Source organism: Streptomyces sp. NPDC024632 (assembly GCF_055559175.1).
Window position 1 is genome coordinate 456,113 of the sequence record NZ_JBVHLD010000003.1, and the last position, 25,223, is coordinate 481,335.

Here is a 25,223-nt window from a genome sequence, read left to right on the forward strand (position 1 = left end):
GGTGTCTCAGCCCCTCTTGCCGTTGCTTGTCGTATTTTCCGTGGTGCCGGCCGTGGTGCCGGGGGTGGTGCCGCCGGTCGGGGTCGAGCCGGGCTTGGGCGTGGATGTGGGCTTCGGCTTGGGCGACGGGGTCGGCTTCGGCGGCAGCACGCTGTCGCGCGGGTCGGCACGCGGGCCCTGGACGACGACACCGACGATGTCCAGCCGGGTGAAGCCGACGAACGGCTGCACCTGGACGGTCTTGGTGAGGTTGCCGCCCGAGGGGTCGACGCCGACGACCTTGCCGACCGGCACGCCCGGCACGAACGGCTTGCCCGCCTCGGAGCCGAAGGTGACCAGCCGGTCGCCGTTGTGCACCGTGGCCTTGCCGTTGAGGAGCTGCACGCGCATCGGCTGGTTGCCCTGGCCGGTGGCGAAGCCCAGCTCCATGGAGCCCTCCATGCGGGTGCCCACGGTGAAGTCCGGGTCGTTGGCGAGCAGCACCGTGGAGGTGGAGGGGCCGACGGTGGTGACCCGGCCGACCAGGCCGTCACCGTCGATGACCGTCATGTCGCGGGTGACGCCGTCCTTGCTGCCCGCGTCGATGGTGACCGTCCAGGAGAATCCCTGCGCGGCTCCTATCGCGATGACCTGCGCGCCCTTGATGGCGTACTGCCCGGCGCCCGCGGTCTTCAGCAGCTTGTCCAGCTCCGCCGCCCGGTTACGGGTGACGTCCTTGCTGCCGAGCTGCTGCTTGAGCGCCTCGTTCTCGCGTTGCAGGCGGCTGATGGTGCTGTTGCGTCCGCCGGAGTCGCGGACCGCGTCTATGGCGTTGCCCACCGGGTCGACAACGCCTGACACGGAGTTCTCGACGGGGCCGAAGACGGACTGCGCCGCCTGCCGTGGCCGGTCGAGCGGTGAGTCCTCACCGCCCCTGATGTCCACGGTGATCAGCGCGAACGCGATCACCACCAGCAGCACCAGCAGAAGCCGGCTCTCTCGTGTGTCCCTCACGGGCGCCAGTCCGTGCCTTCCTCATCGGACCTGCCGCCGCTGTGCACCGCGGCCGGTCAGAGCTTGTGGGGCGGGTTCCCGCCGTCGCTGCGGGCGACCGGTGAGCCCGTGTGCTGCCCGTGCCTCATCTGCGTGGCGAGGAGTCGAGCACCTGCTGGAGTGCCTCGAATTCCTCGACGCACTTGCCCGCGCCCAGCGCCACGCAGTCCAGCGGCGACTCGGCGATGTGAATGGGCATTCCCGTCTCGTGCCGCAGCCGCTCGTCCAGGCCGCGCAGCAGCGCGCCGCCGCCGGCCAGCACGATCCCGCGGTCCATGATGTCGCCGGACAGCTCGGGCGGGCACTTGTCCAGGGTGGTCTTCACCGCGTCGACGATCGCGTTGACCGGCTCCTCGATGGCCTTGCGCACCTCGGCCGCGGAGATCACCACGGTCTTGGGCAGGCCGCTGACCAGGTCACGGCCGCGGATCTCGGTGTGCTCGTCGTCGTCCTTGGAGGCGAAGGCGGAGCCGATGGTGAGCTTGATCTGCTCCGCGGTCCGCTCACCGAGCAGGAGGCTGTACTCCTTCTTGATGTGCTGGATGATCGCGTTGTCCAGCTCGTCACCCGCGACGCGGATGGACTGGGCGGTGACGATGCCGCCGAGGCTGATCACCGCGACCTCGGTGGTGCCGCCGCCGATGTCCACCACCATGTTGCCGGTGGCCTCGTGCACCGGGAGCCCGGCGCCGATCGCCGCCGCCATCGGCTCCTCGATGATGTGCACGGTACGGGCGCCGGCCTGCGTGGTCGCCTCGATGACGGCGCGTCGCTCGACTCCGGTGATGCCGGAGGGCACGCAGACGACCACCCGCGGGCGGGCCAGGTACCGCCGCTTGTGGATCTTGAGGATGAAGTAGCGCAGCATGCGCTCGGTGATCTCGAAGTCGGCGATGACGCCGTCCTTCAGGGGGCGCACCGCGACGATGTTGCCGGGGGTGCGGCCGATCATCTTCTTGGCCTCGGAACCGACCGCGAGGATGCCGCCGGTGTTGGTGTTGACGGCCACGACCGACGGCTCGTTCAGGACGATCCCGCGGCCCCTGACGTACACCAGCGTGTTGGCCGTCCCGAGGTCGACTGCCATGTCACGGCCGATGAACGACATGTTGTTCGCCATGTGGATACGTCTGGCCTTCCCGAGCTTGAGCGGAGATTCCATCGTAGTCGCGCCCGGCGGGGCACGGGGTCGGGGTTCCGACGTCATTGTCATCAGAACACACAGCGGACCTCTGTAATGGTGACGCCGTGTCGGGGTGTTTGGTTCCCGATCGCCGACGGCATATGCCCGGGGCGGCGGGATTCCCCCGGGCGCCTGGTCCGACGGGGCGTCAGCAACGGTACTCCGTACCCGAACAGCCAGGTCCCGGGATTAGGCCAGACCGGGGAAGAAGATCTTGATCTCGCGCTCGGCGGACTCCTCGGAGTCCGAGGCGTGGATCAGATTCTCCCGGACAATCGTCCCGAAGTCCCCCCGAATGGAGCCCGGCGCGGCGGCGATCGGGTCGGTCGGACCGGCCAGCGCGCGGACGCCCTCGATGACCCGCTCGCCCTCGACGACCATCGCGACCGCGGGGCCCGACGCCATGAAGTCCATCAGCGGCTCGTAGAACGGGCGGCCGACGTGCTCGGCGTAGTGCTGCTCCAGCGTGCCGCGGTCCAGGGTGCGCAGTTCGAGCGCGGCGACGGTCCAGCCCGCCTTGCGTTCGATGCGGCCGACGACCTCGCCGATCAGGCCGCGGCGGACGGTGTCCGGCTTGAGAAGGACAAGGGTGCGCTGCGACACGGGACGGCTCCTGCTGTGTGCGGTCTACGGGTTCGGTGTACGGGTTCTCTGTACGGGTGCGGTGTGCGGCCGGCGGGGTGCGGCCGCGGGGGGCGCGGCCGTATGGGCTCCGGCCGGCGGGGTGCGAAGTACGACGAGCCTACAAGGGCGGGCGGTGCCCGGCGGACACCGGGCCGGGACGGACGGGACGGACGGTGCCGCTGGGGTCACGCTTCCTGGGCCCGCGCACGGTCTTGTGCCTGCGCCTCGGCCTGCGCCGCGTGCCGGGCCTTCAGGACGTCCACCTTGCGCCCGTAGTGGATCGCCGCCCACCACAGACCGGCGAAGATCACGCCGAGGAAGAACATCGTGCCGACCCAGTACCCGCTGACCACCAGCGCGGCCTGGAGCACCCAGCCGACGGTCAGCGCGCCCGGCCGGGTGAGCATCCCGCACAGCAGCACGCACAGCGCCATGGCGATCCCGCACACCGTCCAGACGGTGCCCATCGACAGGTCGGGATGCTTCATCGCGACCAGACCGGCGAAGCCGATGACGAAGAACTCGCCGATCAGCGTGCTCGCGCACAGCGTCCGCATCGTCCCGCCCCCTTCACTTGCGGCCCAGCAGCAGCCGGGCCTCTCCGACGGTGATGACGGAACCGGTGACCAGCACTCCGGCCCCGGAGAACTCGCCCTCGTCCTCGGCGAGCGTGATCGCCGCCTCCAGCGCGTCGTCCAGCCTCGGCTCGACCTGCACCCGGTCGTCCCCGAACACCTCGACGGCCAGCGCCGCCAATTCGTCCACGTCCATCGCGCGGTGCGTCGAGTTACGGGTGACGACGACCTCGGAGAAGACCGGCTCGAACGCCTCCAGCAGCCCGCGTACGTCCTTGTCGCCGCTCGGCCCGACCACACCGACCAGGTGCGTGAAGCCGAACGCCTCACCGACCGCGGCCGCCGCGGCGGCCGCGCCCGCCGGATTGTGCGCCGCGTCCAGGACCACGGTGGGGCTGCGGCGCACCACCTCCAGGCGGCCGGGCGAGGTGACCGAGGCGAACGCGGCCCGCACGGTGTCCATGTCGAGGGTGCGCGACTGGGTGCTGCCGATGCCGAAGAACGCCTCGACGGCGGCCAGCGCGACCGCCGCGTTGTGCGCCTGGTGCTCGCCGTGCAGTGGCAGGAAGACCTGTTCGTACTCGCCGCCCAGGCCGCGCAGCGTCAGCAGTTGCCCGCCGACGGCGACCTCGCGGTGCACGACGCCGAACTCCATGCCCTCGCGGGCGACCGTCGCGTCCGCCTCCACGGCCCGCTTGAGCAGCGTCTGCGCCGCGTCGGCGGGCTGCTGGGCCAGGACGGCGGTGGCGTTCTTCTTGATGATGCCGCTCTTCTCCACCGCGATCTCGCCGGGCGTGGAGCCCAGCCGGTCGGTGTGGTCGAGCGCGATCGGGGTGACCACGGCGACCTGGCCGTCCACCACGTTGGTGGCGTCCCAGCCGCCGCCCATGCCGACCTCGACCACCGCGACGTCGACCGGCGCGTCCGCGAAGGCCGCGTACGCCATCCCGGTGAGCACCTCGAAGAACGACAGCCGGTGCGGCTGCGCGTCGTCCACCATGCCGACGAAGGGCTGGATGTCGCGGTAGGTCTCGATGAACCGCTCGGCGGAGATCGGCGCGCCGTCCAGGCTGATCCGCTCGGTGACGGACTGCACGTGCGGGCTGGTGTAGCGGCCGGTGCGCAGGTCGAAGGAGAGCAGCAGCCGCTCGATCATCCGGGCGGTGCTGGTCTTGCCGTTGGTGCCGGTGATGTGGATCGCCGGGTAGGCGCGCTGCGGGTCGCCGAGGACGTCCATCAGCGCCGTGATCCGGTCGAGCGAGGGCTCCAGCTTCGTCTCGGGCCAGCGGCCGAGCAGCTCCTCCTCGACCGTGCGCAGCTCCCGGTCGACGGCGGGGTCCGCGGGCCGCGCCGGTACGTCGTCCTCGGCCGCGACCGGGCTGACACCGGCCCGCAGCGTCCGGCTGCCCGCCTCGATGACGGCCAGGTCGGCCTCGCGGAGGGTACCGTCGGCCGCCCCGTCCGCGTCCTCGACGTCGTCGTCCACGTCGTAGGCGGTGTCCTGGATTTCGTACGCGTCGTCTTCGGGGCCGTCGCCGTTGTGCGGGTGCTCGCTCACAGCGCCCAGTCTACGGAGCCCGCGAGCGGAAACGGCCACGGGCCCGGACCGCGGGTGCGCGGTCCGGGCCCGTGGCACACGGTGGCCCTTCGGGGCGGGCGGCCCTCGGTGCGGTCAGGCCGAAGGGAGGGCCGCGATCTGCGCGGTGATCCGGGCGATGTCGGCCTCGGCGGTCGCCAGCCGCGTACGGATCTTGGCCACCACCGGCTCGGGCGCCTTGCCGAGGAACGCCTCGTTGCCCAGCTTCTTCTCGGCGTCGGCCTTCTCCTTCTCGGCCAGGCCGAGGTCCTTGGTGAGCCGCTTGCGCTCGGCCGGAACGTCGATCGTGCCGGACAGGTCGAGCGCGACCGTGGCGCCCGCGACCGGCAGCGTCGCGGTGGCGTGGAAGTCCTCGCCCGCGGGCTGGAGCCGGAGCACCTGGCGGATGGCGTCCTCGTGCGGCGCGAGCAGCGTCCCGTCCAGGGTCAGCAGCGCCGGGACCTTCTGGCCGGGCTGGAGCCCCTGGTCGGAGCGGAAGCGGCGGACCTCGGTGACCACCCGCTGGACCTCGGCGATCTCCGCCTCGGCCGCCGCGTCCCGGAAGCCGCTGTCGCTCGGCCAGTCCGCGACGACCAGCGACTCGCCGCCGGTCAGCGTCGTCCACAGCGTCTCGGTGACGAAGGGGACGATCGGGTGCAGCAGCCGCAGCATCACGTCCAGGACCTCGCCCAGGACCCGCCCGGAGACCCGGGCGCCGTCGCCGCCCGCGAAGAAGACGGTCTTGGACAGCTCCACGTACCAGTCGAAGACCTCGTCCCACGCGAAGTGGTAGAGGCTGTCGCTGAGCTTCGCGAACTGGTAGTCGTCGTACAGGCCGTTGACCTCGGCGACGACCGTGTTCAGCCGGGACAGGATCCACCGGTCGGTGGCCGACAGCTCCTCGGGCGCGGGCAGCGGGCCCTGGACCGTGGCGCCGTTCATCAGCGCGAAGCGCGTGGCGTTCCAGATCTTGTTGGCGAAGTTGCGGGACGCCTGGACCCAGTCCTCGCCGATCGGCACGTCCGCGCCGGGGTTGGCGCCGCGGGCCAGGGTGAAGCGGACGGCGTCCGAGCCGTATTTGTCCATCCAGTCCAGCGGGTCCACCGAGTTGGGGTTGGACTTGGACATCTTCTTGCCGAACTCGTCGCGGACCAGGCCGGTCAGCGCGATGGTGTGGAACGGCGGGGTGCCGTCCATCGCGTACAGGCCGAACATCATCATCCGGGCGACCCAGAAGAAGATGATGTCGTGCCCGGTGAGCAGGACGTCGGTCGGATAGAACTTCTCCAGATCCGGCGTCTGTTCGGGCCAGCCCAGCGTGGAGAACGGCCACAGGGCGGACGAGAACCAGGTGTCCAGGACGTCGGAGTCCTGCGTCCAGCCCTCGCCGGACGGCACCTCGTCGTCCGGTCCGACGCAGATCTGCTGGCCGTTCGGCCCGTACCAGACGGGGATGCGGTGGCCCCACCACAACTGGCGCGAGATGCACCAGTCGTGCATGTTGTCGACCCAGTCGAAGTACCGCTTGTTCAGCTCCGGCGGGTGGATCCTGACCCGGCCGTCGCGGACCGCGTCGCCGGACGCCTTCGCCAGCGGCTCGACCCTGACCCACCACTGGAGGGACAGCCGCGGCTCGATGGTGGTCTTGCAGCGCGAGCAGTGGCCGACGGAGTGGACGTAAGGACGCTTCTCCGCGACGATCCGGCCCTGTTCGCGCAGCGCCTCGACGATCGCGGACCGCGCCTCGAAGCGGTCCAGGCCCTGGAAGGGGCCGGGCGCGGTGATGACCGCGCGCTCGTCCATGACGGTCAGCGACTCCAGGCCGTGCCGCTGGCCGATCGCGAAGTCGTTCGGGTCGTGCGCGGGCGTCACCTTGACGGCGCCGGTGCCGAACTCCGGGTCGACGTGCGTGTCCGCGACGACCGGGATCGTCCGGTCGGTGAGCGGCAGCTTGATCCGCTTGCCGACCAGGTGCCGGTACCGCTCGTCGTCCGGGTGGACGGCGACGGCGGTGTCGCCGAGCATCGTCTCGACGCGGGTGGTCGCCACGACGACCGTCTCGTCGCCCTCGCCGTACTTCAGCGAGACCAACTCGCCGTCGTCGTCCTGGTAGTCGACCTCGATGTCCGAGATCGCCGTCATACAGCGCGGACACCAGTTGATGATCCGCTCGGCGCGGTAGATCAGCTCGTCGTCGTACAGCTTCTTGAAGATGGTCTGGACGGCCTTGGACAGGCCCTCGTCCATGGTGAAGCGCTCGCGGGACCAGTCCACGCCGTCGCCGAGGCGGCGCATCTGGCCGAGGATCCGGCCGCCGTACTCCTCTTTCCACTGCCAGACGCGGTCGACGAACGCCTCGCGGCCGATGTCGTGCCGGGACTTGCCCTCGTCGGCGAGCTGCTGCTCGACCTTGTTCTGGGTGGCGATGCCCGCGTGGTCCATGCCGGGCAGCCACAGCGACTCGTAACCCTGCATCCGCTTGCGGCGGGTGAGGGCGTCCATCAGCGTGTGCTGGAAGGCGTGACCCAGGTGGAGCGTGCCCGTGACGTTCGGCGGCGGGATGACGATGGTGTACGCGGGCTTGTCGCTCTTCGCGTCCGCCTCGAAGTAGCCGCGTTCTACCCAGCGCTCGTACAGCGCCCCCTCTACCTCGGCCGGCGTGTAGGTCGTCGGCAGTTCGGGGGTGCTGTGCGGCCCGCGGTCGGGGCTCTGCTGAGAGTTGTCGGTCACGGCACGATTCTACGGTGGCGGACCATCCCGTTACGAATCCGTATCGCCCCCGCTGTAAGAACCCGATAAAGGATCGGCGAGGATGGTCCGACGGTCGTAAACGAGGGGACCACCTGACATGAGTGACAACCAGCCGCCGCCGAACCCGTACGGGCACCAGCCCCAGCAGGGCGGATACGGGCAGCCGCAGCCGCAGCAGCCGCAGCAGGGCGGATACGGGCAGCCGCAGCAAGGTGGTTACGGCCAGCCGCCGCAGCAGCCGTACGGCCAGCCCCAGGGGCAGCCCGGTTACGGCTACCCCCAGCAGGGCCCGCCGCAGCAGGCGCCGTACGGGCAGCCGCAGCAGCAGCCGGGGTACGGCTACGGCGGCCAGCCGCCCGTGCCGCCGCAGGGCGGTGGCGGCGGGAAGCGCACCGGGATCATCATCGGCGCCGTGGTGGCGCTGGTCGCGATCGGCGCCGGGGTCTTCTTCCTCACCAAGGGCAGTGACGGCGACAACAGCGCCAACAGCGCCAACGGCGGCAAGGGCGGCGGCAAGAGCACCGTCAAGAACGACGGCAAACAGTACAAGCTCATCACGCCCGAGACCGTCGCGGAGACGTACAAGAAGTCGAAGGACGCGGACACCGGCGACGGCTTCGACGCCAAGGACGTCACGCTGCTCAAGACGCTCGGCGTCACCGACCCCCAGCAGGTCAGCTCGGGCTACACCAGCGGGTCCCAACTCACCGGCAAGCTGCTGGAGTTCAGCGGTGTCTACGGCAAGGTCGCGGACCCGCAGAAGGTGGTCGACGGCATGTTCGCCGACCTCAAGAAGCAGGCCGCCGACGACAAGGAATCCGGCGGCGGCAAGACCGAACTGGTCGGCAGCCCGCAGAAGGTGCAGCCCGCGGGCATGGACGACGCCGTCATGTCGTGCCAGAACACCAAGTACACCGAGGGCAGCAAGTCGTTCACCACACCGATCTGCCTGTGGGCCGACTACAGCACCGTCGGCTACACCCTGCCGGTCGACCTGGCGACGGCCACCACCGGCGTCGGCAGCGGCATGCCGATCGACGAGGCGGCGGCGCTCACCGCGAAGGTCCGCAAGGACGTGCGCGTCCCGCTCAACTGACGCCGTACGCCGACGCGTTCGGCGTGAGCGTTCCGCGGTCAGCCGTTCCGCGGAGCCGTTCCGCGCAGACGGAAGGGGGCGCCCGGATCCACCGGGCGCCCCCTTCGCGTGTGCTCGTATCTGTGGCGCTACGCGCTCTTCTGCTCGCCCTTGCCGACGATGCGCGGCTCACGCGGCACCAGCGTCGGGTTGACGTTGGAGTGCACGACATCGGCCGTGATGACGACCCGGGCCACGTCCTTGCGGGACGGCACCTCGTACATCACCGACTGGAGGACTTCCTCCATGATGGCCCGCAGACCGCGGGCGCCGGTCTGCCGCAGGATCGCCTGGTCCGCGATGGACTCCAGCGCGCCGTGCTCGAACTCCAGCTCCACACCGTCGAGTTCGAAGAGTTTTTGATACTGCTTCACCAGCGCGTTGCGCGGCTCGACCAGAATCTGGAGGAGCGCCTCGCGGTCGAGGTTGTGCACGCTGGTGATGACGGGCAGCCGTCCGATGAACTCGGGGATCATGCCGAACTTGACCAGGTCCTCGGGCATGATCTCGGAGAACTGGTCGGCCATGTCCAGCTCGCGCTTGGAGCGGATGGTCGCACCGAAGCCGATGCCCTTGGCGCCCGCGCGGGACTCGATGATCTTCTCCAGACCGGAGAAGGCACCGCCCACGATGAACAGCACGTTCGTGGTGTCGATCTGGATGAACTCCTGGTGCGGGTGCTTGCGCCCGCCCTGCGGCGGCACCGAGGCCGTCGTGCCCTCCAGGATCTTCAGCAGCGCCTGCTGCACGCCCTCGCCGGACACATCGCGGGTGATCGACGGATTCTCGCTCTTGCGGGCGACCTTGTCGATCTCGTCGATGTAGATGATCCCGGTCTCGGCCTTCTTGACGTCGTAGTCCGCCGCCTGGATCAGCTTCAGCAGGATGTTCTCGACGTCCTCGCCCACGTAACCGGCCTCGGTGAGGGCGGTCGCGTCCGCGATGGCGAACGGCACGTTGAGCATGCGGGCCAGCGTCTGGGCCAGCAGCGTCTTGCCGGAGCCCGTCGGGCCGAGCAGCAGGATGTTGGACTTCGCCAGCTCGATCGCGTCGTCGTGCCCGCGGCCGGCGTTCTCACCCGCCTGGACCCGCTTGTAGTGGTTGTACACCGCGACCGACAGGGCCTTTTTCGCGGGCGTCTGCCCGACCACGTAGCCCTCGAGGAACTCGTAGATCTCCCGCGGCTTGGGCAGGTCCTCCCAGCGCACCTCGGAGGACTCGGCCAGCTCCTCCTCGATGATCTCGTTGCAGAGATCGATGCACTCGTCGCAGATGTACACACCAGGGCCTGCGATGAGCTTCTTCACCTGCTTCTGGCTCTTTCCGCAGAATGAGCACTTCAGCAGGTCGCCGCCGTCACCGATGCGTGCCACGAGGTGTTTCCCCTTCGCCTGGGATCCGCCGAGATCAACGGAGCCTGGTGCTTCTCTCATCGACGGTACCTTGCCGCGACCCCCGTGTGGGCCCCCCTTGGACGTACTCACTCAGTGGAGTCCAAGGAGGGCCACCCGCGCGACCGGTCCGTTGTCCGACTGTGTTCAGACCGTCACAGAGGTCTTGCGGGTCGAGACGATCTGGTCGACCAGCCCGTAGGCCAGCGACTCCTCGGCGGTAAGGATCTTGTCCCGCTCGATGTCGTCGCGGATCTGCTCGATCGGCGTCGTGGAGTGCTTGGCCAGCATCTCTTCGAGCTGCTGCCGCATCCGGATGATCTCGTTGGCGGCGATCTCCAGGTCGGAGACCTGCCCGCGGCCGGTCTCGCTGTACGGCTGGTGGATCAGCACCCGCGCGTTCGGCAGCGCCATCCGCTTGCCGGGGCTGCCGGCGGCCAGCAGGACCGCGGCGGCGGACGCCGCCTGGCCCATGCAGACCGTCTGGATGTCCGGCTTCACGAACTGCATCGTGTCGTAGATCGCCGTCAGCGCGGTGAAGGAGCCGCCGGGGCTGTTGATGTAGACCGAGATGTCCCGGTCGGGGTCCATGGACTCCAGGCACAGGAGCTGCGCCATGACGTCGTTGGCCGACGCGTCGTCGATCTGCACGCCGAGGAAGATCACGCGCTCCTCGAAGAGCTTCGCGTACGGGTCGTACTCGCGCACGCCCTGCGAGGTGCGCTCGACGAAGCGCGGAATGATGTAGCGGGCCTCGGCACCGAACACACCGGGCCGCTCGGCCTCGGTGCGCTCGTACAGGCCGCTGCCGGGGAAGTTCATGCTGTTCACGTCCACCGTCCTGGTGATGATGCGGAAGCTGGGTGCTGTCGGCTGGGGTTCCTGAACGGATCAGGCGCCGGTGCCGCCACCGCCCGGGACCTCCGTGGCGGACAGCATGACGCCGTCCAGCAGGCCGTACTCCTTGGCCTCCTCGGCGGAGAACCAGCGGTCGCGGTCGGAGTCCTTGGTGATCTGGTCGAAGCTCTGCCCGGAGTGCTGGGCGATCAGCTCGGCCATGCGGCGCTTGGTGTGCAGCAACTGCTCGGCCTGGATCTTGATGTCGGTGGCGGAGCCGCCGAGACCCGCGGAGGGCTGGTGCATCAGGATGCGGGTGTTCGGCAGGGCGAAGCGCTTGCCGGGGGTGCCCGCGGTCAGCAGGAACTGGCCCATCGAGGCGGCCATGCCCATGGCGATCGTCACGACGTCGTTCTTGATGAACTGCATCGTGTCGTAGATCGCCATACCGGCGGTCACGGAGCCGCCGGGGCTGTTGATGTAGAGGAAGATGTCCTTGTCCGGCTCGGCTGCCAGGAGAAGGAGCTGGGCGGTGATCTTGTTGGCGATGTCATCGTCGACCGCCTGGCCGAGGAAGATGATTCGCTCGCCGAGCAGTCGGTTGTAGACCTGGTCGCCGAGGCCACCGAGAGTCGGCTCGCCGGCGGCGGAAGGCATCGGAGTCGTCACGTATCCACCTGCTCGTTGTCGGACGGCCGTGAAGCCGTCACAGGGTCTTCGTCCGGGCCGGGGCCGACCCCTTCTGGTGCCGAGCCCCCGCCCTCCTACTTACGGACCCTAACGCGCAGGTGGGGCCCAGCAATCCCCTACGCGGAACTGTTCGCTGCCAGCGGAGACCAAGACGCCGCGCCGGCACAGGGGGTTGGTGGCCCGGCCCGGACGTGCCTGCGCGTTCACCTCGCGGAGGCGGGTGCTTCGAGGGGCGCGGGGAACCGCGCGACACGTCCCCACCGGCCGGCGGTCCGAGAACAACCGTGACTGCCCTCTCCGGGGCCGGTGGTGACATGCAGCCGTCGTCGTGGCTGATCGCGCGGTTCCCCGCGCCCCTGACGGGGCTCAGGCCTGCTCGACAGGCTCCGGCTTCTCGTCGGCGGCCTCGGCGGCCTCGACGGCCTCGACGGCCTCAACCGTCTCGCCGTCCTCGTCCTCTTCGTCCTCGAGGTCCACGACCTCACCGTTGGTGTCCGTGACCTTGACGGACTCCACGACGACCGCGAGCGCCTTGCCGCGGGCGACCTCGCCGACGAGCATCGGCACCTGGCCGCCTTCGACGACGGCCTGGGCGAACTGGTCGGGAGACATCCCGGAGGTCGCCGCACGGCGCATGAGGTGCTCGGTCAGCTCCTCCTGGTTGACGGAGAGCTTCTCCTTGTTGACCAGCTCGTCCAGCAGGAACTGGGTCTTGATGCCCTTGACCGCCTGGGCCTCGAGCTCCGCGTCGTACTCCTCGCGCGTCTTGCCCTCGCGCTCCAGGTACGTGTCCCAGTCCAGACCCATCTGCGGGAACTGGTGGTGCTCCAGGTTGTGGGTCCTGGTCTCGATCTCGTCCTTGAGCAGCTTCTCCGGGATCGGCACCTCGGACAGCTCGATGAGCGCGTCGAGGACCTTCTCCTGGGCGGCGGTCGCCTGGTCGTACTGCTTCATCCGCTCCAGGCGCTTGCGGCTGTCCGCGCGCAGCTCCTCAAGGGTGTCGAACTCACTCGCGAGCTGGGCGAAGTCGTCGTCCAGGGCGGGCAGTTCGCGGGCCTGTACGTCGGAGACGTCGACCTTGACCTCGGCGGCGCTGCCGGCGGCGGAGCCGCCCTTCAGCTCGGAGGTGAAGGTGGCGGAGCCACCGGCCTCCAGGCCGATGACGGCCTCGTCGATGCCGTCGAGGAGCTGGCCGGAGCCGATGGTGTAGCTGACGCCCTTGGCGACGCCGTCCTCCAGCACCTCGCCGTCGACGGAGGCTTCGAGGTCGACGATCACGACGTCGCCCTCGGCCGCCGCGCGCTCGACCGTGGTGGTCGAGGCGAAGCGGTCACGGAGCTGCTCCAGCGAGGTGTCGACGTCCTCGTCGGTGACCTCGACGGCGTCCACGACGACCTCGATGCCGGAGTAGTCCGGGATCTCGATCGCGGGGCGGATGTCCACCTCGGCGGTGAACTTCAGCTCGTCACCGTCGTTGAACTCGGTGATGTCGACGTCGGGCTGGCCGAGTACGTTCAGCTCACCCTCGTTGACCGCCTCCGTGTAGAACTTCGGCAGCGCGTCGTTGATGGCCTCTTCGAGGACCGCGCCACGGCCGAACCGCTGGTCGATGACGCGCGCAGGGATCTTGCCCTTGCGGAAGCCCGGCACCGTGACCTGCTGGTTGATCTTCTTGTACGCCGCGTCGAGGCTGGGCTTGAGCTCCTCGAAGGGCACCTCGACAGTGAGTCGAACCCGAGTCGGGTTCAGAGTCTCGACGGCGCTCTTCACGGTTGGGTCTCCTTGGGGGCTTTACGTTGATGGGGGCGGCCGGATCATCCGGTGATCTCGCCGGATCGTCCGGTGATCTCGTCCGGCAAGCAGTACACGGCATGCCGCGCGCTCGGTCGCCAGCGGCCCATCCTACCGGTACCACAATGCGCACGGTCCGGGCCTTCGTGCCCCGGCCCCCAGAATCCCCTCGGGATCGCGGAACCGCTGGTCGGGGTGGCCGGATTCGAACCGACGGCCTTCCGCTCCCAAAGCGGACGCGCTACCAAGCTGCGCCACACCCCGCTGGTGCGACACGTAGAGTACATGCCCCCGTACGCGTGGGCAGCCGGTATTCCCCCGCCGGTTCACCGGTTCGACCGGCTACTATCCGATGTGCCACAATCACTGGCGCATCACACTCCCGCGGGCGTAGCTCAATGGTAGAGCCCTAGTCTTCCAAACTAGCTACGCGGGTTCGATTCCCGTCGCCCGCTCCACGGCCTCCGGCCCGGTCGGTACCACTCGACCGGTGCCCGGGGGCTTTCTGTTTCCCCGGGCCGCGACCGGCGCCGGGACCGGCCCGGGTCGGCCGGGGTCGGCCCGGGTCGGCCCGGGGCGGCCCGGATCGGCTCGGGTCGGCCCGGGTCGGCCTTCTAGTCGACCGGGATGCCCTGGGGGGACTTGATGCGCTTCATGATCATCTGGGAGTTGACGTCGCTGACGCCCGGCAGGTCGATGAGCTGGTCGGTCCAGAAGCGCTCGTAGGCGTCGGAGTCGGCGACGGCGATGCGCAGGAGGCAGCCGGGGGCGCCGTAGAGGCGGTAGGCCTCGACGACGTCGGGGGTGGACTGGACCTCGGCCTCGAAGGCGGCGACGGAGGCGCGGTCGCGGCGGACCTCGACGGAGGCGAAGACCTCGAAGCCGCGGCCGACGGCGGCCGGGGCGACGACCGCGCGGTAGGTCTCGATCACTCCGTCGTCCTCCAGCTGCCGCACCCGGCGCAGGCACGGGGAGGGCGTGAGGCCGACCCGCTGGGCCAGTTCCTGGTTGCTCAGCCGGCCGTCGGCCTGGAGCTCGCGCAAGATTCGTCTGTCGATGGCGTCCATGGTGGCAATACCTACCACTCGGTGGCCGAATACCGATCGGTACGAGCAATCAAATGTCAGGTCTACGCGCATATCATTGCACCGGGTGCAGAGTGGGTAAGTGTCACCCCGAGGAGTGGGGACATCCGGCGGCGTCCGGAGAGCCCCGCGCGAACGCACCGGACGCGCACAATCAGACGGAGGCGAAGGCATCGTGCGACACGTCGTGGTCATCAGCACCGGGGGCACCATAGCCAGCCGATGGCAGGGCGACGGGTACGCGGCGGAGGCGGCAGGGCAGGAAGTGCTCGCCGCCGGCGCGGTGCCCGAGGGCGTCGAGGTCCGGGTGGTGGACCTGTTCACCGTCAACAGCTCGCGCCTGACCACCGACCACCAGCTGCGGCTGCTGCACGCCGTGCACGAGGTGCTGGCCGATCCGGCGGTGGACGGCGTGGTGGTCACCCACGGCACCGACACCCTGGAGGAGTCCGCCTTCTTCCTCGACCTCTTCCACGGCGACCGCCGCCCGGTGGTCTTCACCGGCGCGCAGAAGCCGCTGGACGCGGAGGACGGCGACGCGGCGGGCAATCTGTACGACGCGCTGCTGACCGCGGCCACCGGCCGCGACATCGGCGCGGTGATCGTCTTCGCGGGCCAGGTCTGGGCCGCCCGCGGCACCGTCAAGCAGCACACCGTGGACGCGCACGCCTTCGGCGCGCCGGACGGACTGCCGCTGGGCCGCGTCGAGTTCGGCCGGGTGACGTGGGGCCGCCGCCGTCCGCGCCCCGAGCCGCTGCCGCTGCCCGCGCCCGGCGCCGTACCGCCGCGGGTGGACGTCCTGATGCACCACAGCGACGGCGACACCGTGCTCTTCGAGGCGGCGCTGGGCGCGGGCGCGCGCGGCGTCGTCGTGGTCGGCACGGGCGCGGGGAACGCGAATCCGCAGGTCGCGGAGGCGGTACGGAAGGCGACGGCGGACGGCGTCCTGGTCGCGGTCAGCACGCGGGTCGCGGCGGGCGCGGTGGCGCCGCTCTACACCGGCGGCGGGGCGGTCGACCTGGTGGCGGCGGGCGGGCTGCTGGCGGGCACTCTGCGTCCCGGCCAGACACGTATCGCGGTGCTGGCGACGCTGCTCTCGCTCACGTCGCCGTCCTCGGACCTCCCCCGCCTGCCCTCGGAGCAGGACGGACGGTCCGGCACGGGCACCGCCACCGCCGCGTTGCGGCGGATTCTGGAGGCGGCCCCGCAGGCGCTGCCCGCGTCAGAGCTTTATCTGGTTGATGGTGTCGGCAAGTGAGGTCAGGAATCGGTTGACCGACGGCGCCATGTTGGTGGAGGCGAGGAAGAAACCGAAGAGGGCCGCCACTATCGCCGGACCCACCTTGATGCTCTTCCCCCGGATCATGACCACCAGGATGATCGCCAGCAACAGCACTACGGACAGGGAGATGGCCACAGCGGTTCACTTCCTCTTCACGGTACGCCTCGCCGGTCCGGGAGCATGGAGCCGCGCCCCCGCCCCGCCCGGTCCCATGGTGCCATCGGGGAACGACAGTTGGACCCGAAGGCCCATAGTCCCATTCCCGTCGGCTAGTCCCTGCACACCACGAGTAGCGCCCGGTCGTCGTTGACATCCTTGGCGACCGCTTCGATCAACCGCCAGGCGGAGCCCCGGAATCCGGTCGCCACGAAGCGGTCCGCCTCGCCGATCAGCCGGTCGATGCCCTCGGAGATGTCCTTGTCCGGCGTCTCCACCAGGCCGTCCGTGAACAGCATGAGGACGTCCCCCGAGCGCAACGTCCCCTTCACGCCGTGGAATTCGGCCCCGTCGTAGACCCCGAGCAGCGGGCCCTCCGCGGCCTTCTCCTCCCACCGGCCGCTGCCCGCGTGCAGTTGCACCCCTGGGAGGTGCCCGGCGGACAGCAGTTCGTAGTCGCCGCTCTCCAGGTCGAGCACCAGGTGCACGGAAGTGGCGAAGCCCTCGTCCCAATTCTGCCGGAGCAGATAGCCGTTGGCCGCGGTGAGGAAGGAGTGCGGCGGCAGCGAGCCGAGCAGGCCGCCGAAGGCGCCGGACAGCAGCAGCGAGCGGGAGGCGGCGTCCATGCCCTTGCCGGAGACGTCGGTGAGCACGGCCTCCAGCGTCCGGCCGCCGACCGAACCGCGGGTGGCCACCACGAAGTCGCCGGAGAAGGACTGGCCGCCCGCCGGACGCAGCGCCATCTCGGCGTGCCAGCCCGCGGGCAGCCGCGGCAGTCTGCTCTGGACCCTGATCCGCTCCCTGAGGTCGAAGAGCATGGTGTGGCCGCCCCGCCAGGGCACGCCGACCCGCGCCCTGAACTGGGCGATGACCAGGCCGGTGAGCGCCACCGCGGTGACCACCAGGACGGTGCCGGGCGTGACGCGGGCCGGGCCCTCGCGGTACGGGCCGAGCGCCGCGGATTCCGCGACCAGCGCGACGGCGGAGGCCGCGTAGAGGAGCAGCAGGCTGGAGGGGCGCAGCAGCAGGCCGCCGGTGAGGATCGGCAGGACCAGGGAGCTGGGCGGGCACCAGACGGGCAGGCTCACGGTGGTGTACGCCAGCGCGGGGACGGTGAGGATCAGTACGGTGAGGCCGACCCAGTCGGAGGCGCCGCCGCGGAAGTAGTCGACCCCGGCCCTGCGCACACCGAGCCGGGCCCGGTGCAGCCATCTGCTCCACCGCAGCCCGAGCCCCTCGCCCGCGACGCCCTTTGCCATGTCTTGGCGACCCTATCGACCGTTCGCCCCGCCGTGCAGGGCGGATACCCCCCGACCTGTCACGTAGACGGCGGAAATACGTTCGCCCGCGGACGGCGCGGCTGGTAGGCAGGGCCTATGACGACGGAACTGCGGGTGCTGGAACGGGACGACTGGGAAGAGTTCTACGGCCGCCTGGAGCGGGCTTTCGGCGGGCCGGCCGAGCCCCCGGAGGAGCGGGGGCTGTGGCGTGAACTGACCGAGCTGGAAAGGTCGTTGGCGGTGTGGGACGGCGGGGAGATCGTCGGCACCGCGGGCGCCTTCTCGTTCCGTGTGACGGTGCCCGGCGGGGCGTCGCTGCCCGCCGCGGGCGTGACCATGGTGAGCGTGCAGCCGACGCACCGCCGCCGCGGTGTGCTGACCTCGATGATGCGCAGGCAGCTCGACGACGTGCGCGAGGGACCCGAACCGGTCGCCGTGCTGACCGCGTCGGAACCGGCGATCTACGGCCGGTTCGGCTATGGCACGGGCACGTTGCAGCTCCGCGGCAACGTCGACACGACCAGGACCGCCGTCAGGGCCCTGCCGGGCGTGGACGACGTACGGCTGCGGCTGGTGCCGCTGGAGGCGGCGGGCGAGGCGTGCGAGGCCGTCTACGCGCGGGTGGTGCCGACCCGGCCCGGCATGCTGGCCAGGCGGCCCGGCTGGGAGCGGGTGCCGCTCCTCGACGCCCCGGCGAGCCGGGACGGCGCGGGCGAGCGGCTGTGCGTGGTGGCCGAGGTGGACGGTGAGGTACGCGGTTACGCGCGCTACTCGGTGAAGCTGTCGTGGAGTTCCTTCGGTCCCGACAACATCGTGAAGCTGAGCGACGTCGAGGCGCTGGACCCGGTGGTCTACGCGGCGCTGTGGCGCTATCTGTCCTCCATCGACCTCACCTCGCGGGTGGCGTTCTACAACCGGCCGGTCGACGACCCGCTGCTGCACCTCCTGTCCGACGTACGCCGCGGTGAACTGGCCTTCCGCGACAGCCTGCACGTGCGCCTGGTGAATCTCGGCGAGGCGCTGGAGGCGCGGACGTACACCGCCCCGGTGGATGTGGTGCTGGAGGTGGAGGACGCCTTCTGCCCCTGGAACGCCGGGCGTTGGCGGCTGTCGGGCGACGCGAAGGGCGCGACGTGCGAGCGGACCGCGGACGCGGCCGACCTGGCGCTGTCCGTCAAGGAGTTGGGCGCGGCCTACCTGGGCGGGCCGACGCTGCGCGGGCAGGCGGAGGCGGGGCTGGTACGTGAACTGCGGCCGGGGGCGCTGGCGGAGGCGTCCAGGGCGTTCCGCGGGGACGTCGAGCCGTGGCTGCCGCACGGCTTCTGAGATCCGTCAGCTCACCAGCGGATGCGCGGGCTGGCAGACCGGGCACCAGAAGAGATTGCGGGCCGCGAGCGGCCGGGTGCTGATCCCGGTGCCGCACACCAGGCAGGGCTGTCCGGTGCGCCGGTAGACGTACACCTCGCCGCCGTGGTCGTCCTGGCGCGGCGGGCGGCCCATCGCCTCGGGGGTGTGCTCGGGGCGCACGGTGTCGATCCGGTTGGTCCGTACGCCCTCGCGCATCAGCGTCACCAGATCGGACCACATCGCGTCCCACCGCTGACGCGGCAGTTCACGCCCCGGCAGGAACGGGTCGACGCCGTGCCGGAAGAGCACTTCGGCGCGGTAGACGTTGCCGACGCCCGCGATGACCTTCTGGTCCATCAGCAGCGCGGCGACGCTGATCCGGGAGCGGGACAGCCGCTGCCACACCCGCTCCGGGTCGTCGCCCGGCCGCAGCGGGTCGGGGCCGAGGCGGTCGTGTATCGCCCGCTTCTCCGGCTCGGTGATCAGCTCGCAGGCGGCCGGGCCGCGCAGATCCGCCCAGTGCGCGCGGTTCGCCAGCCGCAGCCGTACGGTGTCGGTCGGCGGGGGCGCCTTGCCGTCGCCGAAGGTGACCTTGCCGATCAGGCCGAGGTGGATGTGCACCCAGCCGGTCGCGCCGAAGCCCAGGAACAGGTGCTTGCCGTGGGCCTCGGCGCTGTCCAGCACCTGCCGGTCGACGAGCGCGGCGCTGTCGGAGAACTTGCCCTGCGGGCTGCTCGCCCGGACCGCCCCGCCGCCGAACCGCTCGCGGTGGTCGGCGGCCAGGCGGTGGATCGTGTGGCCTTCCGGCATCGCCCGCGTCAGCCCTGGCGGGGGTGGTGGTCCGGGACCGGCGGCAGCTCGCCGGTGGCCTCGTACGCGCTCAGCATGTCGATACGGCGCTGGTGGCGCTCCTCGTGCGAGTACGGGGTGGTGAGGAAGATCTCCACGAATTTCGTGGCCTCCGCCTCGGTGTGCATCCGGCCGCCGATGCTCAGCACGTTCGCGTCGTTGTGCTCCCGCGCCAGCGACGCGGTCTGCTCGCTCCACGCCAGCGCCGCGCGGACGCCCTTGACCTTGTTCGCGGCGATCTGCTCGCCGTTGCCCGACCCGCCGATCACGATGCCGAGGCTGCCCGGCTCCCCCGCCGCGCCCTCGGCCGCCCGCAGGCAGAACGGCGGGTAGTCGTCCACCGCGTCGTAGATGTGCGGCCCGCAGTCCACGGGCTCGTGGCCGTGGACGGTCAGCCACTCCACGAGGTGGTTCTTGAGTTCAAAACCGGCATGATCGGACCCGAGGTAAACGCGCATGCGATGAGTTTTGCATGTCCGGCGGGCCGGAGCGGGAGTGCCCTACCGGGTGAGCCGCCAGGCCGCGGGGAGCAGGCCCATCGCCAGGACGGCCTTGAGCGCGTCGCCCAGGAGGTACGGGGTCAGGCCGAGGGAGACGGCCTGGGACGCGGACAGATGGGCGGACCAGGCGAGGTAGGGGACGCCGATCGCGTAGATCACCGCGGAGCCGAGGACCATGACGCCCGCGGTGCGCGCGACGGTGCGGTCTCCGCCGCGGCGGGCGAGGGCGCCGACCACGCCGGAGGCCAGGAGCATGCCGAGGATGTAGCCGAAGCTGGGCATGGACCAGCCGGAGGCGCCCTCGGAGAACCAGGGGAGCCCGGCGACACCCGCGGCGGCGTACAGGGCGAGGGCGGCGAAGCCGCGGCGGGCGCCGAGGGCGGTGCCGACCAGCAGCGCGGCGAAGGTCTGGCCGGTGACCGGGACGGGCGAGCCGTGCACCGGGACCGAGAGCTGCGCGGCCAGGCCGGTGAGCACGGCGCCGCCGACGACCAGGGCGGTGTCGCGGACGCGCGAGGCGGGCAGCAGGTCGGCCAGGACCGCTCCGGGGGCTCGGGAAACGGCGACGGATTCGGCGGTGGTCATCGGTACTCCGCGGGGTGAGGACGGTCGGGGACACCGTGACGCTAACGCAGCGGCCGAGCGTGATCATCGTGAGAAGGGAACAAAGCCGCGAGCGACCGGTTGGAGACTTCCGTGCACCGTCAAGTTATCGGCGCGGTCCGGGGAGTCGGGGAGTTTCGGCAGGTCGCGTGAGGCATCTCACGTCCGTGACATGCGTCGGGGCGGGACCTCGCGGGCCCGCCCCGACTGCCGTGCCGGTCAACGTCACTTGTGGGGTTCGATCAGATCCCACCGGTTGCCGTAGAGGTCCTGGAAGACCACGACCGCGCCGTACGGCTCGTAGCGCGGCTCCTCCTCGAAGACGACCCCGGCGGCGACCATCCGTTTGTAGTCGCCGTCGAAGTCGTCGGTGGTGAGGAAGAGGCCGACCCGGCCGCCGGTCTGGTCGCCCACGCGGTCCGCCTGGGCGAGGTTGCCCGCGCGGGCGAGCAGCAGCGCCGTCTCGGACGAGCCGCGGGGCGCGACCACCACCCACCGGCCGCCGTCCGCGCGGGGCGTGTCCTCGCGCAGCTCGAAGCCGAGCGCGCGGGTGTAGAAGTCGATGGCCTCGTCGTAGTCACGCACGACGAGCGCCACCAGCCCTAGATGTGCCATCGGCGCGGCACCCCGTCCCGAACCCGGTCCCCCGCGCTCACTCGAAGCTCGGGCCCTTGGTGCGGGTGCGCTTGATCTCGTAGAAGCCGGGGATCGAGGCGACCAGCAAGGTGCCGTCCCAGAGCTTGGCGGCCTCCTCGCCGCGCGGGGTGGGGGTGACGACCGGGCCGAAGAAGGCGATCTGCTCGCCGTCGTCGCCGGGGACGGCGATGACGGGGGTGCCGACCTCCTGGCCGACCTTGTCGATGCCTTCCTTGTGGGAGGCGCGCAGCTCGGTGTCGTACTCGTCGGAGTCCGCGTAGTCGGCGAGGTCGGCGGGCAGGCCGACCTCTTCGAGCGCGGCGACGAGGGTCTCGCGGGTCTTGGGCAGGCCCTGGTTGTGGAAGCGGGTGCCGAGGGCGGTGTAGAGCCGGCCCACGTACTCCTCGCCGTACTTCTGCTGGGCGGCGACGACGACCCGGATCGGGCCCCACGCGTCGCGCAGGAAGGTGGCGTACTCCTCGGGAAGCGTGTCGAGCTTGTCCTCGTTGAGCACCGCCAGGCTCATGGCGTGCCAGCGCACCTCGACCGGGCGGACCTTCTCGACCTCCAGCATCCAGCGGGAGGTCATCCACGCCCAGGGGCACAGCGGGTCGAACCAGAAGTCGGCCGGGGTCTTGTCGTTGCCTGGCCGGTTGTCGGTCTCGGGGGCGGTCGCGGTCACTGCGTACTCCTCGAACGGATCGTGCCGGGGCGTGCCGGGCGGCACGGGGGGCATGTGGGCTCACGGGGACATGAGTCCTCTGTCGCACAACGCGCGACCGGCGCGACGGCATTCCCCGTACCCCTCCCCCGTACGCCCCCCGTGGGAGGATGCGGGACGCTGTGACCACCCGGGAGACCCCCGGGGCCGCCCATGAGCCCACAGACCCGCGGGGCCTGTGAGAACAGACAAAGGAGTCGCCCGTGCCCGGCGAGAACCTCAGCCGCGAGGAGGCCCGTGAGCGGGCCTCGATCCTGTCCGTCGAGCGCTACGACGTGGCCCTCGACGTACGGTCGGCGGTGGACCCGGCCGACGCGGGCGGGGACCGCACCTTCCGGTCGACGACCGTGATCGACTTCCGGTGCTCGCGACCCGGCGCCTCGTCCTTCGCGGACCTGCTCGCCCCGGCCGTCACCTCCGTCCGGCTCAACGGCCGGGAGCTGGACCCGGCGGCCGTCTTCGACGGCACCCGGATCGCGCTGGACGACCTCGCGGAGCGCAACACCCTCGTGGTCGACGCGCGTTGCGCGTACAGCAGGACCGGCGAGGGGCTGCACCGCTTCGAGGACCCGGAGGACGGCGAGGTCTATCTGTACACGCAGTACGAGCCCGCCGACGCGCGCCGCGTCTTCGCCAACTTCGAACAGCCCGACCTGAAGGCGCCGTTCACCTTCCAGGTGACCGCGCCCGAGGGCTGGACGGTGCTGAGCAACAGCGAGCGGGACGGCGAGCCGGTGCCGTACGAGGGCGACGGCGGCGGCGCGGTGTCGCGCTTCCTGCCGACGCAGCCGATCTCGACGTACATCACGGCGGTCGTCGCGGGCCCGTACCACGTGGAGCACGACCACTACTCGCGGACCTTCGAGGACCGGGCGGTGCTCGACGTGCCGTTGAGCGCGCTGTGCCGCAGGTCGCTGGCCCGGCACTTCGACGCGGACGAGATCTTCACGGTCACCAAGCAGGGCCTGGACTTCTTCCACGACAACTTCGACTACCCGTACCCCTTCGGGAAGTACGACCAGGCGTTCGTGCCCGAGTACAACATCGGCGCGATGGAGAACCCCGGATGTGTCACCTTCCGGGAGGAGTTCGTCTTCCGCGGCAAGGTCACCCGCGCGTCGTACGAGGGCCGGGCCAACGTCATCCTGCACGAGATGGCGCACATGTGGTTCGGCGACCTGGTCACCATGCGCTGGTGGGACGACCTGTGGCTGAAGGAGTCCTTCGCGGACTTCATGGGCGCCTTCGCGATGGTGGAGGCCACGCAGTACGACGCCGGGTGGATCACCTTCGCCAACCGGCGCAAGGCGTGGGCGTACCGCGCCGACCAACTCCCCTCCACGCACCCGGTGGTCGCCGACATCCGCGACCTCCAGGACGCGAAGCTGAACTTCGACGGCATCACGTACTCCAAGGGCGCCTCGGTGCTCAAGCAACTCGTGGCGTACGTGGGCCGGGACGCCTTCCTGGAGGCGGCGCGCCGGTACTTCAAGCGGCACGCGTACGGCAACACCACGCTCGCCGACCTGCTGGCGGTGCTGGCCGAGACCTCGGGCCGCGACATGGCGCAGTGGTCGCGCGCGTGGCTGGAGACGGCGGGCGTCAACTCCCTGACCCCGCAGGTGGTCTACGGCGCGGACGGGAAGATCACCGAGCTGTCGGTGCTCCAGACCGCCGCCGAGTCGCACCCCGAACTGCGCCCGCACCGCGTCGCGGTGGGCCTGTACCGGCGGGTGCCGGGCGGCGCGCTCGAACGGTACGCGCGGGTCGAGACCGACGTGTCGGGTCCGGTGACCGTGGTGGACGGCCTGACCGGCCAGGACCGGCCCGAGCTGGTGCTGGTCAACGACGACGACCTGACGTACTGCAAGATCCGCTTCGACGAGGTGTCGCTGGACACGCTCCGCGCCCATCTCGGCGACCTCACCGACCCGTTGGCGCGAGCGCTGGCGTGGTCGGCGGTGTGGAATCTGACCCGTGACGGGCTGATGCCCGCCCGTGACTACCTCGGTCTCGTGCTGCTCTTCGCGGGCTCCGAGAGCGACATCGGGGTGCTCCAGTCGCTGCACCAGCAGGCGCGCTCCGCGCTGTCGCACTACGTGGCACCCGACCACCGCGAGGAGGCCGCCAGGTCGCTCGCCGAGGGCGCGCTGCGGGAGCTGCGGCAGGCGGAGCCGGGCAGCGGCCACCAGTTGGCGTGGGCGCGGTTCTTCTCCTCCGTGGCCTCGTCGGCGGCCGATCTCCAGTTGCTGCGCGGGCTGTTGGACGGCTCGGCGAAGATCGACGGGCTCGACGTCGACCAGGAACTGCGCTGGACCTTCCTCGAGACCCTCACCGCCGAGGGCGACGCGGACGCGGCGGCGGTCGCGGCCGAGCGCTCCCGCGACGACACCGCCTCCGGTCACCGGCACGAGGTGCGCTGCCTGGCCGCGCGGCCCTCCGCGCAGGTCAAGGCGGCGGCCTGGGCCGATGTCGTGGACTCCGACCGGCTCTCCAACGCCTTGGTCGAGGCCACCATCGCGGGCTTCGCGCAGCCGGGGCAGCGGGGGTTGACGGCGCCGTACGTCGAGCCGTACTTCGCCTCGATCGAGCGCGTCTGGGGCGAGCGGTCGATTGAGATCGGCATGGCGGTGGTGCGGGGTCTGTTCCCGCACCACCAGGGTCCTGAGGCGCTGACCGCGGCCGACGCGTGGCTCTCCTCCCGCGCCGACGCGGCGCCCGCCTTGCGGCGCTTGGTCGTTGAGTCGCGCGACGACCTCGCGCGGGCGCTCCGCGCGCAGTCCCTGCGGTGAGCTGACGGGGGGGTGTCTTTGCCCGCCCGCCCACCCGTGCGGGTGCTTTTTCGTCTGCGGGTGCCGCTTGTGCCTGGCCGGTGCCGGTCCGGGGCACCTCCTCGAAATGCGGCTGCCTGCTCTTTGCTCATCCGGTGCCGTTCTTGTCACCGCATTTCTGCGGGGGCACCCCGGCCCGTCCCCTTCCGGTACGTCGGCGTCCGACGGTCCGGTGGGGGTGCCGGGGAGGGGGGTGGGTGGGCTCGGGTACGTCGGCGTCCGCCTGTCCGGTGTGGTGGCGGACGGGGGTGGGTGGGGGCCAGGCCCTGCGCCCCGCCAACCTCTCGGCGGGGTGAGCGAAAGGCGGTGAGTGGGGGTGCGGGCCCTGCGCCCCCCGACCTCCCGGCG

General features: G+C 70.6%; 22 protein-coding genes and 2 tRNA genes. 5 read left to right on the top strand and 19 right to left on the bottom strand.

Annotated features, from left to right (window positions below; all coding sequences use genetic code 11):
• Positions 1-6 precede the first annotated feature (6 nt).
• The 6 genes from mreC to ACZ37P_RS09405 all read right to left on the bottom strand — a co-directional run bounded on the left by mreC (position 7) and on the right by ACZ37P_RS09405 (position 7,720).
• Positions 7-993, bottom strand: a complete 987-nt coding sequence (gene mreC / locus ACZ37P_RS09380) for a rod shape-determining protein MreC (protein ID WP_355349540.1) — start codon at positions 991-993, stop codon at positions 7-9.
• 124 nt (positions 994-1,117) lie between these two features.
• Positions 1,118-2,140 carry a rod shape-determining protein gene (locus tag ACZ37P_RS09385; protein WP_355349577.1) on the bottom strand — a complete coding sequence of 341 codons (1,023 nt, stop codon included), beginning with the start codon at positions 2,138-2,140 and terminating at the stop codon, positions 1,118-1,120.
• 264 nt (positions 2,141-2,404) lie between these two features.
• Positions 2,405-2,818: a nucleoside-diphosphate kinase gene (ndk, locus tag ACZ37P_RS09390; protein ID WP_188282321.1), complete on the bottom strand. Its 414-nt coding sequence runs from the start codon at positions 2,816-2,818 to the stop codon at positions 2,405-2,407.
• Between the two features lie 206 nt (positions 2,819-3,024).
• Positions 3,025-3,396, bottom strand: a complete 372-nt coding sequence (locus ACZ37P_RS09395; protein ID WP_467345790.1) for a DUF4233 domain-containing protein — start codon at positions 3,394-3,396, stop codon at positions 3,025-3,027.
• A gap of 13 nt (positions 3,397-3,409) precedes the next feature.
• Positions 3,410-4,972, bottom strand: a complete 1,563-nt coding sequence (folC, locus tag ACZ37P_RS09400) for a bifunctional tetrahydrofolate synthase/dihydrofolate synthase (protein ID WP_401304554.1) — start codon at positions 4,970-4,972, stop codon at positions 3,410-3,412.
• A 114-nt stretch (positions 4,973-5,086) separates the two neighbouring features.
• Positions 5,087-7,720 carry a valine--tRNA ligase gene (locus ACZ37P_RS09405; RefSeq protein WP_391160356.1) on the bottom strand — a complete coding sequence of 878 codons (2,634 nt, stop codon included), beginning with the start codon at positions 7,718-7,720 and terminating at the stop codon, positions 5,087-5,089.
• Positions 7,721-7,838: 118 nt separating this feature from the next.
• Between ACZ37P_RS09405 and ACZ37P_RS09410 the strand changes: the two genes are divergently transcribed.
• Positions 7,839-8,837, top strand: coding sequence for a hypothetical protein (locus tag ACZ37P_RS09410; protein WP_391160358.1), 999 nt, complete (start codon positions 7,839-7,841; stop codon positions 8,835-8,837).
• A 128-nt stretch (positions 8,838-8,965) separates the two neighbouring features.
• Here the strand turns inward: ACZ37P_RS09410 and clpX are convergent, their stop codons facing one another.
• The 5 genes from clpX to ACZ37P_RS09435 all read right to left on the bottom strand — a co-directional run bounded on the left by clpX (position 8,966) and on the right by ACZ37P_RS09435 (position 13,849).
• Entirely contained in the window at positions 8,966-10,249 is a 1,284-nt protein-coding gene (gene clpX / locus ACZ37P_RS09415; RefSeq protein WP_188282316.1) for an ATP-dependent Clp protease ATP-binding subunit ClpX, read from the bottom strand.
• A gap of 165 nt (positions 10,250-10,414) precedes the next feature.
• On the bottom strand, positions 10,415-11,089 hold the full coding sequence (locus ACZ37P_RS09420) for an ATP-dependent Clp protease proteolytic subunit (RefSeq protein WP_223187111.1): 675 nt from the start codon (positions 11,087-11,089) through the stop codon (positions 10,415-10,417).
• A 69-nt stretch (positions 11,090-11,158) separates the two neighbouring features.
• The gene (locus ACZ37P_RS09425) at positions 11,159-11,761 is read right to left on the bottom strand and encodes an ATP-dependent Clp protease proteolytic subunit (RefSeq protein ID WP_355349570.1); all 603 of its coding nucleotides are present in this window, start codon (positions 11,759-11,761) and stop codon (positions 11,159-11,161) included.
• Positions 11,762-12,160: 399 nt separating this feature from the next.
• The gene (gene tig, locus ACZ37P_RS09430) at positions 12,161-13,564 is read right to left on the bottom strand and encodes a trigger factor (protein WP_467345794.1); all 1,404 of its coding nucleotides are present in this window, start codon (positions 13,562-13,564) and stop codon (positions 12,161-12,163) included.
• A 208-nt stretch (positions 13,565-13,772) separates the two neighbouring features.
• Positions 13,773-13,849: transfer RNA gene (locus tag ACZ37P_RS09435), tRNA-Pro, on the bottom strand.
• Between the two features lie 120 nt (positions 13,850-13,969).
• On the opposite strand from ACZ37P_RS09435, the gene ACZ37P_RS09440 reads away from it, so the two are divergent.
• A tRNA-Gly gene (locus ACZ37P_RS09440) sits at positions 13,970-14,043 on the top strand.
• 156 nt (positions 14,044-14,199) lie between these two features.
• Here the strand turns inward: ACZ37P_RS09440 and ACZ37P_RS09445 are convergent.
• On the bottom strand, positions 14,200-14,652 hold the full coding sequence (locus ACZ37P_RS09445) for an Lrp/AsnC family transcriptional regulator (protein ID WP_355349524.1): 453 nt from the start codon (positions 14,650-14,652) through the stop codon (positions 14,200-14,202).
• 193 nt (positions 14,653-14,845) lie between these two features.
• On the opposite strand from ACZ37P_RS09445, the gene ACZ37P_RS09450 reads away from it, so the two are divergent.
• On the top strand, positions 14,846-15,928 hold the full coding sequence (locus ACZ37P_RS09450; protein ID WP_355349521.1) for an asparaginase: 1,083 nt from the start codon (positions 14,846-14,848) through the stop codon (positions 15,926-15,928).
• On the opposite strand, the gene ACZ37P_RS09455 is transcribed toward ACZ37P_RS09450, so the two are convergent.
• Positions 15,893-16,087: a hypothetical protein gene (locus tag ACZ37P_RS09455; RefSeq protein ID WP_093715861.1), complete on the bottom strand. Its 195-nt coding sequence runs from the start codon at positions 16,085-16,087 to the stop codon at positions 15,893-15,895. The two genes, ACZ37P_RS09450 and ACZ37P_RS09455, sit on opposite strands and share 36 nt — an antisense overlap.
• A gap of 134 nt (positions 16,088-16,221) precedes the next feature.
• Positions 16,222-17,367, bottom strand: a complete 1,146-nt coding sequence (locus ACZ37P_RS09460) for a PP2C family protein-serine/threonine phosphatase (RefSeq protein WP_355349518.1) — start codon at positions 17,365-17,367, stop codon at positions 16,222-16,224.
• Positions 17,368-17,484: 117 nt separating this feature from the next.
• Here ACZ37P_RS09460 and ACZ37P_RS09465 point away from each other — a divergent pair, with 117 nt between their 5' ends.
• On the top strand, positions 17,485-18,714 hold the full coding sequence (locus tag ACZ37P_RS09465; protein WP_401304564.1) for a GNAT family N-acetyltransferase: 1,230 nt from the start codon (positions 17,485-17,487) through the stop codon (positions 18,712-18,714).
• Positions 18,715-18,720: 6 nt separating this feature from the next.
• On the opposite strand, the gene ACZ37P_RS09470 is transcribed toward ACZ37P_RS09465, so the two are convergent.
• The 5 genes from ACZ37P_RS09470 to ACZ37P_RS09490 form a co-directional block, all read right to left on the bottom strand.
• A complete protein-coding gene (locus ACZ37P_RS09470; RefSeq protein ID WP_467345796.1) occupies positions 18,721-19,545 on the bottom strand; it encodes an Fpg/Nei family DNA glycosylase in 825 nt (274 codons plus the stop codon).
• A gap of 8 nt (positions 19,546-19,553) precedes the next feature.
• The gene (locus tag ACZ37P_RS09475; RefSeq protein ID WP_391160362.1) at positions 19,554-20,042 is read right to left on the bottom strand and encodes a ribose-5-phosphate isomerase; all 489 of its coding nucleotides are present in this window, start codon (positions 20,040-20,042) and stop codon (positions 19,554-19,556) included.
• A 42-nt stretch (positions 20,043-20,084) separates the two neighbouring features.
• Positions 20,085-20,669, bottom strand: coding sequence for a biotin transporter BioY (locus tag ACZ37P_RS09480; RefSeq protein WP_355349506.1), 585 nt, complete (start codon positions 20,667-20,669; stop codon positions 20,085-20,087).
• A 243-nt stretch (positions 20,670-20,912) separates the two neighbouring features.
• Positions 20,913-21,302: a VOC family protein gene (locus ACZ37P_RS09485; protein WP_355349503.1), complete on the bottom strand. Its 390-nt coding sequence runs from the start codon at positions 21,300-21,302 to the stop codon at positions 20,913-20,915.
• A 37-nt stretch (positions 21,303-21,339) separates the two neighbouring features.
• A complete protein-coding gene (locus tag ACZ37P_RS09490) occupies positions 21,340-22,005 on the bottom strand; it encodes a DsbA family oxidoreductase (protein ID WP_355349500.1) in 666 nt (221 codons plus the stop codon).
• Positions 22,006-22,247: 242 nt separating this feature from the next.
• On the opposite strand from ACZ37P_RS09490, the gene pepN reads away from it, so the two are divergent.
• On the top strand, positions 22,248-24,836 hold the full coding sequence (pepN, locus tag ACZ37P_RS09495) for an aminopeptidase N (RefSeq protein ID WP_467345798.1): 2,589 nt from the start codon (positions 22,248-22,250) through the stop codon (positions 24,834-24,836).
• The last annotated feature ends 387 nt before the right edge of the window (positions 24,837-25,223 follow it).